This window comes from Streptomyces capparidis (assembly GCF_054782095.1).
This window is the reverse complement of sequence record NZ_BAAGTD010000035.1, coordinates 1-17,400: the sequence shown is the minus strand read 5'-3', so window position 1 is coordinate 17,400 and position 17,400 is coordinate 1. Positions and strand designations below refer to the sequence as shown.

Sequence of the window (17,400 nt, the reverse complement as noted above, 5' to 3'; positions counted from 1 at the left end):
CCGAAGCGGGGCCGCCGAAGCAGGGCAGCGAGGCAGGGCGGGCGGGGGAGTGGCGCGGGGCACGGCGGCGGACGCCGGCCGCGCGGCCGGCGCGCGGGGGGAGCCGGGGAACGGCAGGCTCGGGGAGGGCGAGGCGGAGCGCACCGGGTACGACACGAGATCGGAGAACACGGTGGTGGACGCAGACCAGACGTTCGTGATCGTCGGAGGCGGCCTGGCCGGGGCCAAGGCGGCCGAGACCCTGCGGTCGGAGGGGTTCACCGGCAGAGTCATCCTCATCGGCGACGAACGCGACCACCCCTACGAGCGCCCGCCGCTGTCCAAGGGCTTCCTCAAGGGGGAGGCCGACCGCGCCTCCCTGTCCGTGCACGACGCCGCCTGGTACGCCCACCACGACATCGAGCTGCACCTCGGCCAGACCGTCACCCACCTGGACCGGTCCGCGAAGGCCGTCCGCCTCGGCGACGGCACCTCGGTCAGGTACGACAAGCTGCTGCTGGCCACCGGCGCCGAGCCACGCCGCCTGGACATCCCCGGCACCGGCCTGGCCGGCGTGCACCACCTGCGCCGCGTCGCCCACGCCGAGCTGCTGCGCGGGGTCCTGGCCGGTCTCGGCCGGGAGAACGGCACCCTGGTGATCGCCGGGGCCGGCTGGATCGGCCTTGAGGTGGCGGCGGCGGCCCGCGGCTACGGCGTCGAGGTCACCGTGGTCGAGCCCGAGCCCACCCCGCTGCACTCCGTGCTCGGCCCCGAGCTGGGCTCCCTCCTGGCCGACGTGCACCGCGAGCACGGGGTGCGCTTCCACTTCGGCGGGCGGCTCGCCGAGATCACCGGGCAGGACGGCATGGTGTTCGCCGCGCACACCGACGACGGCGAGGAGTACCCGGCGCACGCGGTGCTGGCCGCCGTCGGCGCCGCCCCCCGCACCGCGCTCGCCGAGGCGGCGGGCCTGGCCCTGGCCGCCCCGGAGGAGGGCGGCGGCATCGCGGTGGACCGGGCGCTGCGCACCTCCGACCCCGACATCCACGCCGCGGGCGACGTCGCCTGCGCCGAGCACCCCCGCTACGGCCGCCGCATGCGCGTCGAGCACTGGGCCAACGCGCTCAACGGCGGACCCGCCGCCGCCCGCGCCATGCTCGGCCGCGACGTCGCGTACGACCGCGTCCCCTACTTCTTCAGCGACCAGTACGACCTGGGCATGGAGTACTCGGGCCACGCCCCGCCCGGCAGCTACGACCAGGTGGTGTGCCGCGGCGACCTCGGCAAGCGCGAGTTCGTCGCGTTCTGGCTGAGGGAGGGCCGGGTGCTGGCCGGGATGAACGTCAACGTCTGGGACGTCACCGAGCCGGTGCAGGCGCTGATCCGCGCGGGCGTGGAGGTCGATCCCGAGCGCCTGTCCGACCCGGCCACCCCGCTGGAGTCGCTGGTCTGACGGGCTCCGGGCCACCGGGGAGGACCGCCCCGGTGGGCCGCGTGTAACGGGCGCCACGGCCCTGCGGGGCTGACTCGTGTAACGTCCGGATCATGACAACCACGGACGCGCCCCGCAGGAGAACCGCCCCCGCCCCGCTGGAGGTGATCTTCGACCTCCGCCACGCGGTGCTGCGCGCCGGGCTGCCCCGCGAGACGGCCCACTACCCGCAGGACGGCCACCCGGACACCTTCCACCTCGCCGCCTGGGACGGCGAGGGCCGCGTGGTGGGCTGCGTCACCTTCTTCCCCGAGCCGTGGCCCGGCGAGCCGCAGGCCAAGGCCTACCGCTTCCGCGGCATGGGCACCGACCCGTCCGTGCGCGGCCTGGGCTACGGCGCCGCGCTGCTGCGCGCCGGAGTGGAGCGCGCCGCCGAGCAGGGCGCCGAGCTGGTGTGGTGCAACGGCCGCACCAGCGCCCGCGGCTTCTACGAGCGCGGCGGCTTCACGGCGGTGGGCGAGGAGTTCGACGTGCCGCCGATCGGGCCGCACTTCGTCTTCGTGCACCGCACCACCCGCTGACCCAGGTCGGACGGCACCGGGCCCGGCCGCCCCGGCAGCCGCGCCCCCGCGCCGCCCGCCCCGCCGCACCCCTCCCCCCACCCGCCAAGCCGCACCGTCTTCTCCCACCCACCCAGCCGCACTTTCTTCTCCCACCCACCCAGCCCCGTAGAATCGCCGCGTGGCAGGCAGGATCAGGGACGAGGACGTCAAGGCGGTCCGGGACGCGATCCCCATCGACGCGGTCGTCTCCGAGTACCTCCAACTGCGCAACGCGGGCGGGGGGAACCTGAAGGGCCTGTGCCCGTTCCACGAGGAGAAGACCCCGTCCTTCCAGGTCAGCCCGTCCAAGGGGCTGTACTACTGCTTCGGCTGCCAGCAGGGCGGCGACACCCTCGACTTCGTGATGAAGCTGGAGCACATCACGTTCGCCGAGGCCGTCGAGCGCCTCGCCGCCCAGGCCGGGATCGCCCTGCGCTACGAGGAGGGCGGCTACACCCCCGGCCGCCAGCAGGGCGAGCGCACCCGACTGGTGGAGGCGCACAAGGTTGCCGCCGCCTGGTACGCCGAGCAACTGGAGACCACGCCGGAGGCGGAGATCGCCCGCGCGTTCCTCGCCGACCGCGGCTTCGACGCGGCGGCGGCACGCCACTTCGGCCTCGGCTACGCCCCCGCCGGCTGGGAGAACCTGGTCCGATACCTGCGCGGCCGCGGCTTCAGCGACAAGGAGCTGCTGCTCTCCGGGCTGGCCAGCGAGGGCCGCCGCGGCCCGATGGACCGCTTCCGCGGGCGGCTGCTGTGGCCCATCAGGGACATCACCGGCGAGGTGATCGGCTTCGGCGCCCGCCGCCTGCGCGACGACGACAACGGTCCGAAGTACCTCAACACCCCCGAGACCCCGATCTACCGCAAGTCACACGTCCTGTACGGCATCGACCTCGCCAAGAAGGAGATCGCCAAGTCCGGGCGCGCGGTCGTCGTCGAGGGCTACACCGACGTCATGGCCTGCCACCTCGCGGGCGTCACCACGGCGATCGCCACCTGCGGCACCGCGTTCGGCGAGGACCACATCAAGATCCTGCGGCGCCTGCTGATGGACAGCTCCGAGTTCCGCGGCGAGGTCGTCTACACCTTCGACGGCGACGCCGCCGGGCAGAAGGCGGCGCTGCGCGCGTTCGAGGGCGACCAGAAGTTCGCCACGCAGACCTTCATCGCGGTCGGCCCCGACGGCATGGACCCCTGCGACCTCAGGCTGGCCAAGGGCGACGCGGCGGTGCGGGACCTGGTGGAGCACCGCAGGCCCCTGTTCGACTTCGCGATCCGCAGCATGGTCGACCGGTACGACGTGGAGACGCCCGAGGGCCAGGCCGCCGCGCTGGAGGCCGCGGTGCCGGTCGTCGCCCGGATCAAGGACCAGTGGGTCCGTGAGTCCTACGGCCGGCAGCTCACCTCGATGCTGGGCGTGCTGGACGAGAGCGCGGTCATCCGCCGGGTCGCCCAACTCGCCCGCTGGGAGCGCGAACGGCGCGAGCGCGGCGCCCAGCCGCCCGGCCGCGCCGGGCGGGAGCAGCCCGCGCCCGCCCCGCGCCCCGCCGCCCGCCCCTCCCCGGACCCCGCCGACCGCGAGCTCCAGGCCGAGCGCGAGCTGCTCAAGCTCGCCCTCCAGCGCCCCGAGCTGGTCTCCCCGGCGTTCGACGCCTACGAGGTGGAGGAGTTCACCGCCCCGCCGTACGCCCAGGTGCGCCGCGCCGTCGCCGAGGCGGGCGGCACCACCGGCGCGGACGGCGGCTTCCTGGCCCGGGTGCGGGACGCGGCGCCGGACGACACGGTGCGCTCCCTGGTCACCGAGCTGGCCGTGGAGCCGCTTCAGACGCCCCGGGAGCCGGACGCGCTGTACGCGGGCCAGTGGCTGGTCGCCGTGCGGCTGCGGGCGGTGCGGCAGCGGGAGGCCGAGGCCCACGCCTATCTGCGGCGCCTGGGCGCGCGGGTGAACCCGGAGGAGGCCGGGCCGGTGCAGCAGGAGCTGTGGGCGCTCCAGCAGTACCGCCGGGCCCTGGAGGACAAGGGCGCCGCCGCCCTGTGACCCCCGTCCGGCTGCGGGAACCCCGCGGTCCGCTCGTTCTCCGTCCCCCGGCGGTACTCCAGTAATCATTTGATCGCACAGTGCGACCATTGCCGGAAAAAGTTTCGCCGCCCTCTCGTGGCGGCGGTGTGTCGTACCCCACACTGGGTTGCGGTGCCCCAGTCATCGGAGCGCGGGACTCCTGGTTCCCCGGGCCTTCCGCCGACGAAGTACCGGACGGGCGGCTCGGCCGCCTCCGCTCCGGTGTCGCACGACCCCGTCCAGCCAGTCGCCCCACCGCTGTCCGCGCTTACCGTGGAGGCCGTCTCCGTGCCGACGCAAGTGCTTTCCGTCACCGCAGAAACCACCACCGTCCCGGTCACCGCCGCCGAGTCCGCCGAGCCCGACCCCGGCGACCCACGGTCACCCGAACGGCTCGCGGCGCCCCTCACCGACCGCCCGCGCCCGCCCCGGGACCCGGCGGCCGCCGCCCCCGTGGACGACCCGGCCCCCGGCGCCGACCCCGAAACCGTCGCGGACACCGACGCGGAGGCCGACGCCGACGTCGAGCCGGACGTCGAGGCCCTGGAGGAGCCCCCCGAGGCCGCCGCCCTCGACGCCGTGCCGGACCGCCCCGCCCGCGAGGACATGGCCGGCCCCTCCGCCGACCTCTTCCGCCAGTACCTGCGCGAGATCGGCCGCATCCCGCTGCTCACCGCGGCCGAGGAGGTCGAGCTCGCCCGCCGGGTCGAGGCCGGGCTGTTCGCCGAGGCCAAGCTCGCCGGCCACCCCTGCCTGGACTCCGCCCTCGCCGACGAGCTCGACCAGCTCGTCGTCCTGGGCCGCATCGCCAAGCGCCGCCTGATCGAGGCCAACCTCCGCCTGGTCGTCTCCGTCGCCAAGCGCTACGTCGGGCGCGGCCTGACCATGCTCGACCTGGTCCAGGAGGGCAACCTCGGGCTGATCCGCGCCGTCGAGAAGTTCGACTACGCGCGCGGCTACAAGTTCTCCACCTACGCCACCTGGTGGATCCGCCAGGCCATGAGCCGGGCGCTGGCCGACCAGGCCCGCACCATCCGGGTCCCCGTGCACGTCGTGGAGCTGATCAACCGCGTGGTGCGCGTCCAGCGCCGCCTGCTCCAGGAGCGCGGCTACGAGCCCACGAGCGCCGAGGTGGCCGCCCAGTTGGAGCTGCCCGAGGAGCGCGTCAACGAGGTGCTGCGGCTCGCCCAGGAGCCGGTGTCGCTGCACGCCCCGGTCGGTGAGGAGGAGGACGTCGCCCTCGGCGACCTGATCGAGGACGGCGACGCCGCCTCCCCGGTGGAGTCCGCCGCCTTCCTGCTGCTGCGCGAGCACCTGGAGGCGGTCCTGTCCACGCTGGGAGAGCGCGAGCGCAAGGTCGTCCAGCTCCGCTACGGCCTCGCCGACGGCCGCCCGCGCACCCTGGAGGAGATCGGCCGCATCTTCGGCGTCACCCGCGAGCGCATCCGCCAGATCGAGTCCAAGACGCTGAGCAAGCTCCGCGACCACGCCTTCGCCGACCAGCTCCGCGGCTACCTGGACTGACCCGCGCGCCCGCGGACGTCACCCGCCGCCGAACGCCTCGGGGTGGATCTGGTCGCGCACCGCCTGAAACTGGAGGCGCACCGCCCGGCCGACGGACACCTCCTCCTCGGTCAGCTCGGGCCCGGTCTCCACCGGGACGGCGGCCCACGGCGGGGGCTCGGGCGCCGGCGCTCCGGTCAGGTTGCGCAGCGTCCACGCGGCCTGCCTGGCCGCGCCGATGGCCGCGTACTCGGCCGGGGGCGGCACGACCACGGGCGCGCCGAACACCAGGGGCGCGAGCTGCCGCACCGCGGGCAGGTTCGCCGCCGCGCCCAGCAGGAACACCCGGCGCACCGCCACGCCGCGGCTGCGCAGCACATCCAGGGCGTCGGCGAGGCCGCACAGCATGCCCTCCACCGCGGCGCGCGCCAGGTGCTCGGCCTTCATGCTCTCCCGGCGCAGCCCGGCCAGGGTCCCCGCGGTGTGCGGCAGGAAGGGGGTGCGCTCGCCCTCCAGATAGGGCAGCAGCACCAGGCCGTGCGCGCCCGGCGTGGAGCGCAGCGCCAGCTCCGACAGGCCGTCGAGCTCCAGGCCGAGCAGCTCCGCGGTGCCGCGCAGCACCCGGGCGGCGTTCAGGGTGTGCACCATCGGCAGATGGTGGCCCGTGGCGTCGGCGAACGAGGTGATCGTGCCGCCGGTGTCCGTCAGCGCCGCGTCGTGCACCGCGAAGATGCTGGACGACGCGCCGAGCGAGACCACCGCGTCGCCGAGCCCCACGCCGAGCCCGAGCGCCGCTGCCATGTTGTCCCCGGTCCCGGCGGAGATCAGCAGCCCCTCGGGGGTGTGCCCGGCGGGCTCGGCGGGCCCCAGCACGTGCGGCAGCGCAACTTGGTGGCCGAGCGCGAGCTCCACCAGGTCGGGCCGGTACTCGCCGGTCGCGGCCGACCAGTAGCCGGTGCCCGACACGTCCCCGCGGTCGGTGGTGCGCCGCGCCGGGCGGCCCAGCAACTGCCAGGTGAGCCAGTCGTGGGGGAGCAGCACCTCGGCGGTGCGGCGGGCGGAGACCGGCTCGGACCGCGCCAGCCAGCGCAGCTTGGCGACGACGGACGCGGCCTGCGGCACGGTGCCCACGGCCTGCGCCCAGGCGCCCGGCCCGCCGAGCTCCTCGACCAAGTCGGCGGCGGCGCCGGTGGCCCGCTTGTCGTTCCACAGCACCGCGGGCCGCACCATCACCCCGCCCGCGTCCAGCGCCAGCATGCCGTGCTGCTGGGCCGATATCCCGATGGCCTGCACGCCCTCCAGCAGCCCGCCCGCGGCCGCCTCGCCGAGGGAGAGCAGCCACGCCTGCGGGTCGATCTCGGTCTTCTCGACCTGCCCCGGCAGCTCGGGGTGCGGGGCGTGCCCGTGCCGCAGCACCGCGCCGGTGTCGCCGTCGCAGACGACGATGGTGGTGAACTGCGACGAGCAATCGATCCCGGCGACATACCCCATGCCCTAGATCATATGGACCCGGGCACGGGGTCGCCCGCTCAGGCCCCGCTGCCGCCCCAGTCGTCGTCCGAATCGCGTTGCCGCAGGTCGCGAACGCGCTCGGCCACGCTCTCCGGCAGCTTGTCGCCGACCTTCCCGACCACCGCGTCCGCCGCCTTCGCGGCCACGGAGCGCCCGGTGTCCTTGGCGTTCTTCACCGCGTCGTGCACCGCGGGGTTCTGGGTGAACCGGTTCGCGCTCTTGCGAAGCTGCTCGTAGCGTTCGCGGCCCGCCCTGGTGCCGAGCACGTACCCGACGGCCACTCCGCTGATGAACACCAGCCGATAGCGCATGGCTCCGTCCTCCTGTGGCTGCTCGTCCTTGCCTGTCCGGCCCGCTGTCCGGCCCGCTGTCCTGCCGACCAGCGCCTACCCGGGCGAACCGCCGGCGAATCCGATTGGCGGAGCACCCCCCAGGTTGCGCTACTGTATGTCTCGCAGCGAGCGCCCGCCGCCGGAAGTGAAGGCGACGATCCTCGGTGTGTAGGGAATGAGTGGCACAGTCCCCTGTAGCTCAATTGGCAGAGCAGCCGGCTGTTAACCGGCAGGTTACTGGTTCGAGTCCAGTCGGGGGAGCGCGCGAAACGGCCTCTGCGGTGCATCCGCAGGGGCCGTTGTGCGTGTGCGCGGAGGGTGACCGCGCCCGCCGGGGCCGAAGATCGACGTTGGGCCCCCGCTGGGGCGACAGATCCTATGAACGGCTATGCTGCGGCAGACGGTACGGACGTTGTCCAGCGACGTGCCGTCTCGGGGCGATAGCTCAGCCGGTTAGAGCAGCGGACTCATAATCCGTGGGTCGTGGGTTCGAGTCCCACTCGCCCCACCGGGACGTTTCAGCGGGGACACGCGCCATCGGCGGCATCCGCCATCGGGCGCATCCATGCGACATGCACCATCTTCCGGGCGCACCATTTTCGGAGCGCGTCGGTTCTTCCGGGTGCGTCCGTCATCGGGCTGGCGATCGACGGCGGTGTCCGCTCGACCTGCATGAGGGTCAACGAGCGAAGCCACGGAAGGTTACGCGGGAATTCGCCCGCCGTCGTGCGGAGCGCGGACGGGGCGGGGGTGCGCCGGACGACCCGCTGCCGAATCGTCTGCTGGGGGGTGGGCACGTCGTTCACTCTCGTGGGGGCTCATGGCGCGCTCGCGGCGGGCTTGTCGTACCTCCAACGCCCGTACGGGTGCGCCGTCACGCCGCATGTGTTCACTCCTTCGAGGTAAGGGACCCGGCGCGGCCGGCCCCGCCGCCCGTCCGGCGCAGCACCGCCCCGACGGCCGCCACGCCCTCGGCGATGGCCGAAGGCGCCGTCGCGGCGTAGCCGAGGACCAGGCCGGGCTCGCCGGGGCGCTGCCGGTGCCAGGACAGCGGCTGCACCTTCACCCCGCGCTCCAGGCAGGCCGCGGCCACGGCGGTGTCGTCGGGCCCCTCGCCGTAGGTGACCGTCAGGTACAGGCCCGCCGCCGCGCCGTGCACGCGCGCGCCCGGCAGATGCGCCCGGATCGCCTCGATCATCGCGTCCCTGCGGCGGCGGTGGCGCCGGCGCAGCAGCCGCAGATGGCGCTCCAGCTCGCCCGACTCCATCAGCGCCGCGAGCACCAGTTGCGGCAGCGCCGGGTTGCCGAGGTCCGCGCAGCGCTTGGCGGCCACCAGCGCGTCCTGGTGGCGCGGCGGCACCAGCACCCAGCCCACCCGCAGCGCGGGCGCGAGCAGCTTGGAGACGCTCCCGGCGTAGCAGACCCGCTCCGGCAGCATCGACGCCAGGGCCGGGACCGGCGGCCGGTCGTAGCGGTGCTCGGCGTCGTAGTCGTCCTCCAGCACCAGGCCGCCCTCCTGCGCCCACCGCAGCAGGGCGCGGCGCCGCCGGCCGCCGAGCACCACCCCGGTCGGGAACTGGTGCGCCGGGGTGAGCAGCACCGCGGGAGCGCCGCCGGCGCGCAGCGCGTCCACGCGCACGCCCTCGGCGTCGACCGGCACCGGCGGCGTGGCCAGCCCCGCGGCGGTCAGGTGCTGGCGCACACCCAGCGAGCCGGGGTCCTCCACGGCCACCTCGTGCAGCCCGTCGCCGTGCAGCACCCGGGCGAGCAGGCCGAGCGCCTGGGCGGTGCCCGCCACCACGACGACCCGCTCCGGGTCGGCGCGCACGCCCCGGTTGCGGGCCAGCCAGCCGGCGACGGCGCGGCGCAGCGCGGGGGTGCCGTGCGGGTCGCCGTAGCCGAGCGCGGACGCGGAGAGCTCCGCCAGCACCGAGCGCTCGGCCCGCAGCCAGGCCGCCCTGGGGAACGCGGCGAGGTCGGGCAGGCCGGGGGAGAAGTCGATCCGGGCCGGGGCGGCGCGCAGCGCGTCGAAGGCGTCGGCGCCCGGCGGGGCGGCGAACACGTCCGCGTCCGGTGGCGGCGCCGCGGGGGGCGGTGGCGCGGACGCGCGGGCGGGGGCGGCGACGACGACCGTGCCGTTGCGGCCGCGCCCGGCCACGTGCCCGTCCTCGACCAGCCGCTGGTACGCCTCGGTGACCACGCCGCGGGACACGCCGAGCTCCGCCGCGAGCACCCGGGTGGCGGGCAGCCTGCTGCCGACCGGCAGTCGCCCGTCGGAGATGGCCAGCCGCAGCCGCAGGGCCAGCCTGCTGGTGAGGCCGCCGGGCGGCGCGTCGCCCAGGTCCAGTTGGAGGAAGTCGGAGCCGAAAGCCCGGGATCCGGCGATTTTGGACCTGCCGGGAGCGTGTCCATTGGACCTGTTCACCGGGCCATTGTGGCAGCAGGGTGAGGGGCATGAACACACCGACCGACGCTTCCCCCCTCCGCGCCCGCCCGCCGCGGGAGGCGGCCCGCGGCGCGGAGGGCCCCGACGGCGGATCCCCCGCCGCCGCCGCGCTCCCGGGCGCCGCCGCGGGCCCGTCCGCCCGCTATGTGCACGGCTACTCGCCCGACGAGGCCCGCAGGCTCGGCGGGCAGGCGGACACCCTGGCCGCGCTGCTGCACTCCGGCACGGCCTACCCCGCGGGCAGCAGGGTGCTGGAGGCCGGCTGCGGCGTCGGCGCGCAGACGGTGCACCTGGTGGCGGGCAGCCCGGGCGCGCGCTTCACCGCCGTGGACCTCTCCGCCTCCTCCCTCTCCCGCGCCCGGGCCCGGGTGGCCGCGCAGGCGCCGGGGGCCGCGGTGGAGTGGGTGCGCGCCGACCTGTTCGACCTGCCGTTCCCGGACGCCTCGTTCGACCACGTGTTCGTCTGCTTCGTCCTGGAGCACCTGCGGGACCCCGAGGGCGCGCTGGCCGCGCTGCGCCGGGTGCTGCGGCCGGGCGGCACCGTCACCGTGATCGAGGGGGACCACGGCTCGGCGCTGTTCCACCCCGACAGCGCCCCCGCCCGCGCGGCGGTCGACTGCCTGGTCCGGCTCCAGGCCGCCGGGGGCGGGGACGCGCTGATCGGCCGCAGGCTCCAGCCGCTGCTCACCGCGGCCGGGTACGCGGACGTGACCGTGCGCCCGCGCACCGTCTACGCCGACCGGACCCGGCCCGCGCTGGTGGAGGGCTTCACCCTGGGCACCTTCACCGCCATGGTCGCCTCCGTCCGGGAGGACGCGCTGGCCGCGGGCCTGACCACGCCCGGCGAATGGGAGCGGGGCATCGCCGACCTGCGCCGCACCGCGCGGGACGGCGGGACGTTCCACTACACCTTCTTCAAGGCCCTGGCCGTGAACCCGGCGAGCCCCGCGCCCGGCGGCACCCGGTGCTGACCGCCCTGTTCGGCCTTGGCCTGACCGTGCTCGTCGTCGCGGCGCTGGAGCGGGGCCACCGCCGCCGCCCGCACCCCCGGCCGCCGCTGTACGGCGACACCGGGGTGCGGGACCGCGACACCGAGCGGGTGCTCGCCGATCTGCGGTGGGCGCCCCGTGCAACCCTTCCGGCGCGGACGGAGTATGCGGGGGTGGTGGGGCGCCACTCCGCGCGCCCCCCGGAACCGCACAAGGAGCACTGTGTCCAGGACACGGATGAGGAACCTCGCGGCCGCGGCCGCCGTCGCCGCCGCGGTGGCGGCCGTCCCGGCCACCGCCACGGCCTTCGCGGGGCCGTCCGTCGCGCCCTCCGCATCACAGGACGCCGCGCAGGACGCCGCGCAGGACGCCTCCGCGCGGCCCGCCGCGGCCGAGCCGCGCACGGCGCCGGAGCAGAGGGCGGGCACCGCGGCGGCGCCCGCCGTCCAGCGGACCGTCAACTCGGGGAACACGGACGGCAAGGCGTGGTCGGTGACGCTGGAGTACCACCGGGCCCTGCCGGACGGCTTCCCGAAGGAGCCGGGCATGCGGGGTGACGCGCTGCTGTGCGAGCGCACCGTCATCGGCGGCGTCCTGGTGGACGCGCGGGGCGGCCCGTGGGCCGGGTGCGAGGTGGTGGCCGGGCCCCGCGACACCAGGCAGGGCGCCGCCCTGCGCGGCCTGTCCGACAAGGGGCTCAGCGGCACGCGGGTGTTCGTGGCCACCACGGACGCCGCCACCGTGCGCGGCGAGCTGACCTTCGCCGACGGCGAGCGCCGCGCCGCCCGGGTGGTCCGGCTGCCCGGCACCGCCCACCGGGCGTTCGCCGTGCCGATCGGCGAGGGCGAGACGATCGCGTCCGTCGACACCTTCGACGCGAGGGGCGAGCGCCTCACCCACGACACCTTCTGGCGCTGACCGACCGAGGAGCGGCGCGGTCCCCGGGACGCCGGGCCCGTGCCGCCCCACCGACCCCGACCGGACCCGAGGACCGCAGGGACAGCCCTCTTGCTCACCGGCAGAATCGACGGCGGCGACGCCGACTTCGCGGAGTTCACCACCGCCCGCTGGGCGCACCTGGTGCGCACCGCCTACATGCTCACCGGCGACTTCCACGAGGCGGAGGACCTCGTGCAGACCACGCTGATCAAGGTCTACGCGCAGTGGCCGCGGGTGCGCAGGGACGAGGCCGACGGCTATGTGCGCCGTGCCCTGGTCAACAACAACCGCAGCCGCCACCGCCGCAGGCGCGTCGTCCACCTGCTGACGCCGTTCCTGCCGGACACCCCCGACCGGTCCTGCGGCGGCCGGGGCGTGGAGCAGCGGGACGCCCTGATGGAGGCCCTCGCCACGCTGCCCGAGCGGCAGCGCGCGGTGGTGGTGCTCCGCTACTGGGACGACCTCGGGGCCGAGGAGGTGGCCCGGATCCTGGGCTGCTCCGTGGGCACGGTCAAGAGCCAGGCGTCGCGGGCGCTGGCCAAGCTCCGCGCCCACCCCGCGCTCGCCGCCCACTGCCTCACCGGCACCAGCCTGGGAGAGTCCGCATGACCTCGCACCACCGCAGCACCCCCGCGCGCCGCGGTCCCGACCCCGCGGAGGACGACCTGCGCCACGCCCTGGAGCGCGCCGCCCGCCGCCACGAGCCGGCGCCCGCGCCGGTGGCGGACATCGTGCGCGCCGGGCGCGCCCGCCGCGCCCGCAACCGCGCCCTGGTCGCGGCCGCCGTCTGCGCGGTCGTGGCCGTTGGCGTGGGCACGACCGTCCTCGGCGCGGCGGGCCCGCAGGGCACCCAGCCGTCGGGCAGCACCAGGACGGCGGCGCCCGCGTCACCGCCGCGCACCCCGCCGTCCGCCGTCACTTCCACCGGGGTCGCCTCCGGGACGATGGACGGCCTGTCCTGGTCGGTGCGGCTGGAGTACCACCCCCGACTGCCCGCGGACTACCACGAGGAGCGCGGCCCCCAGGCGCGGGGGCTGCTGTGCGAGCGCATCCTGATCGGCGGGACGCGGGTGGACGCCGAGGGCGGGCCCTGGTCGGGCTGCACCCCGGTGGCGGGCCCGCGGGACGTCGTCCCCCAGGCGGGGGTGCACGTCGTCGACGAGCCGGGCGCCGCGCGCAGCCGGGTCCTCGCCGCCCAGCCCGGGCCGGACGTCGCGCGGGCCGTGATCACCTACGCCGGCGGCGAGCGGCGCACCGCCGAGGTGGCCGCCGTGCCGGGCACCGCGTTCCGCGGCTACGCCTTCCCCGTCCGCAAGGGCCAGTACATCGAGGCGGTGGAGGAGTACGACGCGCACGGGGCGCTGCTGAGCCGCGAGACCCAGTTGAGCTGAGCCCGATTCGGTCAGGTCACCGGCCGTCCACCTGCACGGGTGAACTCGGCGGACCGCCCTTCATCCCCGCTCCGCCCGGCTGCGAGGATGCGCAGGCGAACGGCCGCCTGCCGGGTGTGCGCGCCCGCGTCTCGAACGAGGGGTGAGCGGAATGCGTGTCCACGAACGTCCCCCACTGGTCCGCCCCGGCCGCCTCCGCCCGCTGACCGCGGGTCAGCCCGGCGACGCCGGGGGACCCCTGCGGCCCCGGCCGGAACGAGGCCGCGCGTGAGCGCCGCGACGACGGTGGCGGTGACGGTGACGGTGACGGTGGCGGCGGCCGGGTCCGGCGGGGTACGCCCGTGATCCCCGGCGAGGGGCCCTGGTTCGTGGCCTTCCCCGACGTGGACGACAGCCTCCGCGTGGTGCGGGCGCTGCGCGAGCTGTGCCCGGGGGCGGCCGAGCTGCCGCACCCGTCGGGGCGGCCCTGGATCGTCGGGCGGTTCGCCCCGTGGCGGATCGCGGTCGGGCACGCCCGCGGGTGCGCGGTCGCCCTCATCGGCGAGCACGCGGTGACGGACGCCGAGCTGGCCGCCCTGGCCGCCCGGGTGCGCCGCGGCGGCGACCTCGCCGACCTGTACGCGCGCGTCCCCGGCAGCGTCCACCTGGTCGGCTCCTGCCGGGGTGCCACCCGGGTCCAGGGCACCGCGTCCGGGCTGCGCCGGGTCCACCACGGCAGCGCGGACGGCGTGCCCGTCGCCGGGGACCAGGCGCACGTGGTGGCCCGGCTGGTGCGGGCGCGGGTGGACCCGGCGCGGCTCGCGGCGCGGCTGCTGTTCCCCGGCGCTCCCTGGCCGCTGGCGTGGCAGCCCGCCTGGGACCGCGCGGTGCGGGCGGTGCCGCCCGGGTGGGCCGTGGTGCTGCGGCCGTGGGGCGGCGCCCAGGAGGTGCGGTGGTGGACGCCCCCGGTGCCCGGCGTCCCGGCCGAGGCGGGCGCGCAGGCGCTGCGGGAGGCGCTGGCCGAGGCGGTGCGCGCCCGGGTGGCCGCGGCCGCGGGGCGCCCGGTGGTGGCGCACCTCGGCGGCCCGGGCTCCGCGGCGGTGTGCTCGCTGGCCGTGCGCGAGGGCGCGGAGGTGGTGGCGCTGACGGCGGACCGGCCGGGCCCCGTGGACGACGACGCGGCCTGGGCGCGCCGCGCCGCTGCCGGGCTGCGCCGCGCCGGGTACGCCCTGCGGCACGACGCCGTCTCCGCCGCGGAGTGCCCGCCGGCGCACGCGGGTCCGCTCGACGGGGCGGAGCCGCTCGACGAGCCGTTCGGCCGCCGGAGCGAGCGGGCCCGCTTCGGGCACCTGCTGGCCCGCGGCGTACGCCACCGGCCGCTGCTGCACCTGACCGGGGCGGGCGCGGACGCGGTGACCCGCGCCGGGCACGCCTGGCTGCGCGAGCTGCTCCGCGCCGGGCCGCGCGCGGGGCTGCGCTCCGTCCGCGCGGCGGCGGCCCACCAGGGGTGGCCGCTGCCCGCGACCCTGGCCGCCCTGGCCCGCGTCGGCCCGTACCCGCGCTGGCTGGAGGCCGTCGCCGCGGACCTGGCCCGTGACGCGGGGCCCGGCCCCGACGTCGGCTGGGGGCCCCGCCCGGTGCTCGCCCCGTGGGTGACGCGGGACGCCGCCCAGGCGGTGGCCGGCCTGCTCCGGGAGGCCGCGAGGGAGGCCCGGGAGCCGGGCGGGCCCGCGCTCGCCGCGGAACCGGGCGCGCACCGCGACCTGGCGGCCGTCCACGCGGTGGCCCGCGCCACCCGGGGCTTCCAGTATCTGGCGGCACGTCAGGGTGAACTGCTGTCGGCGCCGTTCCTCGACGACCGGGTGCTGGCCGCCGCGCTGTCGGTGGAGGTGACGGCGCGGCACGCGCCGCGGGGCGGCCGGCCGCTGCTGGCCGCGGCGATGCGGGGCGTGCTGCCCGGCCCCCTGCCGGGCGGGCGCCCCGCGCCGGACACCGCGGCCGCCACCCCGGGCGGCCGGGCGGCCCGCGACCGGCTCGCCGCCCTGGCCGAGGACTCCCGGCTGGCCCGCATGGGTCTGGTGGACGCCGGCGCGCTGCGGGCGGCGCTGCTCGGCCCGGCCGACGCGGCGGCGCCGCCCGCGCGGATCGAGCCTGCCGTCACCTGCGAGCTGTGGCTGCGCGCCGCGGGTGGAGCCCACCGCGCACACGTCGGCGGCTGACGTCCCGGCCGTGGCCGCCCGGCGCGGCGCGCCCGGGTGGCGGCGGTGCCCGCGCCGCGCCGCGTCACAGCAACGCCGGGTCCTGCCGCAGGATCTCGTGGAACTTCGCGCGCAGCCCCTGCCCGGGCTCCAGGCCCAGGTCCTGGGCCAGCCGCTGCCGGGTGCGGTGGTAGGCGTCCAGGGCGTCGGCCTGGCGGCCGGAGCGGTACAGCGCCGTCATCAACTGCTCGCAGAAGCGCTCCCGCAGCGGGTACTGGACGTGCAGTTGCTCCAGCTCGGTGATGATGGAGCGGTGCATGTCCAGCTTGAGCTTGGCGTCGAACAACTGCTCGCGGGCGGTGAGCCGGGTCTCGGCCAGGCGCGCGCACGCCGCCCGGCAGATGGCGCCGTGGCCCGCGTCCAGCAGGGCGGGCCCGCGCCACAGCCGCAGCGCCTCGGTGAGCACCGTGACGGTGCGGCGCGGGTGCTGCCCGTGGGCGGTCTCGGCGTGCACCACCAGGTCGTGGAAGCGCAGCGCGTCCACTTCGTGCCCGGGGACGGCCAGCACATAGCCGGAGTAGGAGGTCTGGATGACGCCGCGCAGGCTCTGCTTGCCGGTGCGCTCGGCCAGGATCCGGCGCAGCCTGGCGATGTGGCCCTGGAGGGAGTTCTCGGCGTTGCGGGGCGGACGGCCGCTCCACAGCTCGTCGATCAGGTCGTCCCTCGACACCGGTGTTCCCGGGGTGAGCGCAAGCGCCGCGAGGATGGCCCTCAGCTTCTCGCCCGGGATGGTCAGCGGAACGCCGTCCTCCACGACCTCGAGTGATCCGAGAAGGTTGACCTGCATGTCGTCCTCCGCCCCTTTCGGCAGCCTGCGCCCGACACGGTGGCAGCGGGACTTACAGGGCGGATGGACAGGGCGTCAGGTCCCGGTGGAACGGCGGCGGCATCGCCGTCCACTGCCGCCCCACCCGCGCTCGACCGCCGCTCGGCGCTCGCTGGCGGCCCGCGGGTGCGGCGCTCGAGCGGGCGGCGCCGGCGGGTGCGCTCGTTGACGCTTCTGGTATGGAATCGGTAAAATCCGAACGTCGGTATGTCGGCTGCCCACTGCTTGTGCATGGCAGTGGTTGTGTACGGCACTGCTTGTGTACGGCACCGCTCGCGCACGGCGCCGTCCGGGGGCGTGCCGCCCGCTGCCGCGGGTGCCGCCGGCGCCCGGCCGCGGGCCCGGCCCCGACGCCGCACCAGCTCCAGCTCAGGCCCACCGCCGCCCGTCCCGGGCGGGCCCGTCGCAGGCGAGGAGACCGATCCGGATGACCGCCTCCCGCCCCCGCCCCGTGCGCCGGACCCAGCAGGAGCGCAGCGAGGCCACGGCCGGTGACCTGCTCAGGGCGGCCAGGGAGCTGTTCGCCCGGGAGGGCTACGCCGGCACCTCGCTGGAGGCGGTGTGCGAGCGGGCCCGGGTCAGCAAGGGCGCCCTGTACCACCACTTCCGCAACAAGGAGGAGCTGTTCCGGGTGGTCTGCGCGCGCGAGCAGGAGCGGATCGCCGAGGCGGTCTCCGCCGCCTACCGCGCCTGCGGCGGGGACGACTCCTGGGAGGCCCTGTTCGCGGGCTGCCGCGCCTTCCTCGAGGTCAGCATGGACCCCGCGGTGCAGCGGATCACCCTGCTCGACGCGCCGAGCGCGCTGGGCTGGGAGGTGCTGCGGCAGGTCCGCGAGGGCTGCTACGGCCAGTTGCGCGGCGCGGTGGAGCGCGCGGTGGAGCGGGGCCGGGTCCCCGCCCGCCCGGTGGACCCGCTGGCCACCATGCTCTACGGCGCGATCTGCGAGTCGGCCACGGCGATGGCCCGCGCCGGGCAGGGCGAGCGGGACGTGATGCTCCGGGAGACCCTCGCGGAGCTGCGGACGCTGTTCGCGGCGATGGCCGGCGACGCGGTGCCCGCCGCGGGCTGACGCCGCGCCCCCGCCCCGGCGCCGGGGCCGCCCGGGGCCGGGGCCGCCCGGGGCCGTGGGTGCCCGAGCCGCGCGCCGGCC

Annotated in this window: 14 protein-coding genes and 2 tRNA genes; 12 read left to right on the top strand and 4 right to left on the bottom strand. The window is 76.6% G+C overall.

Features of this window, described 5'->3' with window-relative positions:
• Nucleotides 1–172: 172 nt before the first annotated feature.
• From ACYVO2_RS25110 to ACYVO2_RS25095, 4 genes are all read left to right on the top strand, one after another.
• Entirely contained in the window at nt 173–1,432 is a 1,260-nt protein-coding gene (locus ACYVO2_RS25110) for an NAD(P)/FAD-dependent oxidoreductase (RefSeq protein WP_461010244.1), read from the top strand.
• 92 nt (nt 1,433–1,524) lie between these two features.
• Complete coding sequence (locus tag ACYVO2_RS25105; protein WP_461010243.1) at nt 1,525–1,992, top strand: GNAT family N-acetyltransferase; 468 nt, start codon at nt 1,525–1,527, stop codon at nt 1,990–1,992.
• Between the two features lie 160 nt (nt 1,993–2,152).
• Nucleotides 2,153–4,054 (top strand): DNA primase, encoded by a 1,902-nt coding sequence (gene dnaG, locus ACYVO2_RS25100; RefSeq protein WP_461010242.1) that lies wholly within the window; start codon nt 2,153–2,155, stop codon nt 4,052–4,054.
• A gap of 153 nt (nt 4,055–4,207) precedes the next feature.
• Nucleotides 4,208–5,599, top strand: a complete 1,392-nt coding sequence (locus ACYVO2_RS25095; RefSeq protein ID WP_461010241.1) for an RNA polymerase sigma factor — start codon at nt 4,208–4,210, stop codon at nt 5,597–5,599.
• A gap of 18 nt (nt 5,600–5,617) precedes the next feature.
• On the opposite strand, the gene ACYVO2_RS25090 is transcribed toward ACYVO2_RS25095, so the two are convergent.
• Together ACYVO2_RS25090 and ACYVO2_RS25085 are read right to left on the bottom strand one after the other, a co-directional pair.
• Nucleotides 5,618–7,069, bottom strand: coding sequence for an FGGY family carbohydrate kinase (locus ACYVO2_RS25090; protein WP_461010240.1), 1,452 nt, complete (start codon nt 7,067–7,069; stop codon nt 5,618–5,620).
• 38 nt (nt 7,070–7,107) lie between these two features.
• Entirely contained in the window at nt 7,108–7,401 is a 294-nt protein-coding gene (locus ACYVO2_RS25085) for a hypothetical protein (RefSeq protein ID WP_461010239.1), read from the bottom strand.
• Between the two features lie 209 nt (nt 7,402–7,610).
• On the opposite strand from ACYVO2_RS25085, the gene ACYVO2_RS25080 reads away from it, so the two are divergent.
• Together ACYVO2_RS25080 and ACYVO2_RS25075 are read left to right on the top strand one after the other, a co-directional pair.
• Nucleotides 7,611–7,683 (top strand) — tRNA-Asn (locus tag ACYVO2_RS25080).
• A 173-nt stretch (nt 7,684–7,856) separates the two neighbouring features.
• Nucleotides 7,857–7,930, top strand: a tRNA-Ile gene (locus ACYVO2_RS25075).
• Between the two features lie 381 nt (nt 7,931–8,311).
• Here the strand turns inward: ACYVO2_RS25075 and pdxR are convergent.
• Nucleotides 8,312–9,847, bottom strand: a complete 1,536-nt coding sequence (gene pdxR, locus ACYVO2_RS25070) for a MocR-like pyridoxine biosynthesis transcription factor PdxR (protein WP_461010238.1) — start codon at nt 9,845–9,847, stop codon at nt 8,312–8,314.
• A 29-nt stretch (nt 9,848–9,876) separates the two neighbouring features.
• On the opposite strand from pdxR, the gene ACYVO2_RS25065 reads away from it, so the two are divergent.
• The 5 genes from ACYVO2_RS25065 to ACYVO2_RS25045 all read left to right on the top strand — a co-directional run bounded on the left by ACYVO2_RS25065 (nt 9,877) and on the right by ACYVO2_RS25045 (nt 15,385).
• Entirely contained in the window at nt 9,877–10,839 is a 963-nt protein-coding gene (locus ACYVO2_RS25065; RefSeq protein ID WP_461010237.1) for a methyltransferase domain-containing protein, read from the top strand.
• A 240-nt stretch (nt 10,840–11,079) separates the two neighbouring features.
• Nucleotides 11,080–11,775: a hypothetical protein gene (locus ACYVO2_RS25060; RefSeq protein WP_461010236.1), complete on the top strand. Its 696-nt coding sequence runs from the start codon at nt 11,080–11,082 to the stop codon at nt 11,773–11,775.
• A gap of 90 nt (nt 11,776–11,865) precedes the next feature.
• Nucleotides 11,866–12,405: a SigE family RNA polymerase sigma factor gene (locus ACYVO2_RS25055; protein WP_461010235.1), complete on the top strand. Its 540-nt coding sequence runs from the start codon at nt 11,866–11,868 to the stop codon at nt 12,403–12,405.
• A complete protein-coding gene (locus tag ACYVO2_RS25050; protein WP_461010234.1) occupies nt 12,402–13,187 on the top strand; it encodes a hypothetical protein in 786 nt (261 codons plus the stop codon). Before ACYVO2_RS25055 ends, ACYVO2_RS25050 begins: the two co-directional genes overlap by 4 nt.
• Before the next feature lie 341 nt (nt 13,188–13,528).
• Nucleotides 13,529–15,385: an asparagine synthase-related protein gene (locus ACYVO2_RS25045; RefSeq protein WP_461010233.1), complete on the top strand. Its 1,857-nt coding sequence runs from the start codon at nt 13,529–13,531 to the stop codon at nt 15,383–15,385.
• A 64-nt stretch (nt 15,386–15,449) separates the two neighbouring features.
• Here ACYVO2_RS25045 and ACYVO2_RS25040 read toward each other — a convergent pair whose 3' ends face one another.
• Nucleotides 15,450–16,211 (bottom strand): AfsR/SARP family transcriptional regulator, encoded by a 762-nt coding sequence (locus tag ACYVO2_RS25040; RefSeq protein ID WP_461010232.1) that lies wholly within the window; start codon nt 16,209–16,211, stop codon nt 15,450–15,452.
• Nucleotides 16,212–16,677: 466 nt separating this feature from the next.
• On the opposite strand from ACYVO2_RS25040, the gene ACYVO2_RS25035 reads away from it, so the two are divergent.
• Complete coding sequence (locus tag ACYVO2_RS25035) at nt 16,678–17,319, top strand: TetR/AcrR family transcriptional regulator (protein WP_461010231.1); 642 nt, start codon at nt 16,678–16,680, stop codon at nt 17,317–17,319.
• The last annotated feature ends 81 nt before the right edge of the window (nt 17,320–17,400 follow it).

Coding starts and splice junctions, on each gene's coding strand:
- ACYVO2_RS25040 (WP_461010232.1), bottom strand. CDS start 16,211: ATGCAGGTCAACCTTCTCGGATCACTCGAGGTCGTGGAGGACGGCGTT.
- ACYVO2_RS25090 (WP_461010240.1), bottom strand. CDS start 7,069: ATGGGGTATGTCGCCGGGATCGATTGCTCGTCGCAGTTCACCACCATC.
- ACYVO2_RS25085 (WP_461010239.1), bottom strand. CDS start 7,401: ATGCGCTATCGGCTGGTGTTCATCAGCGGAGTGGCCGTCGGGTACGTG.
- ACYVO2_RS25035 (WP_461010231.1), top strand. CDS start 16,678: ATGACCGCCTCCCGCCCCCGCCCCGTGCGCCGGACCCAGCAGGAGCGC.
- ACYVO2_RS25065 (WP_461010237.1), top strand. CDS start 9,877: ATGAACACACCGACCGACGCTTCCCCCCTCCGCGCCCGCCCGCCGCGG.
- ACYVO2_RS25105 (WP_461010243.1), top strand. CDS start 1,525: ATGACAACCACGGACGCGCCCCGCAGGAGAACCGCCCCCGCCCCGCTG.
- ACYVO2_RS25050 (WP_461010234.1), top strand. CDS start 12,402: ATGACCTCGCACCACCGCAGCACCCCCGCGCGCCGCGGTCCCGACCCC.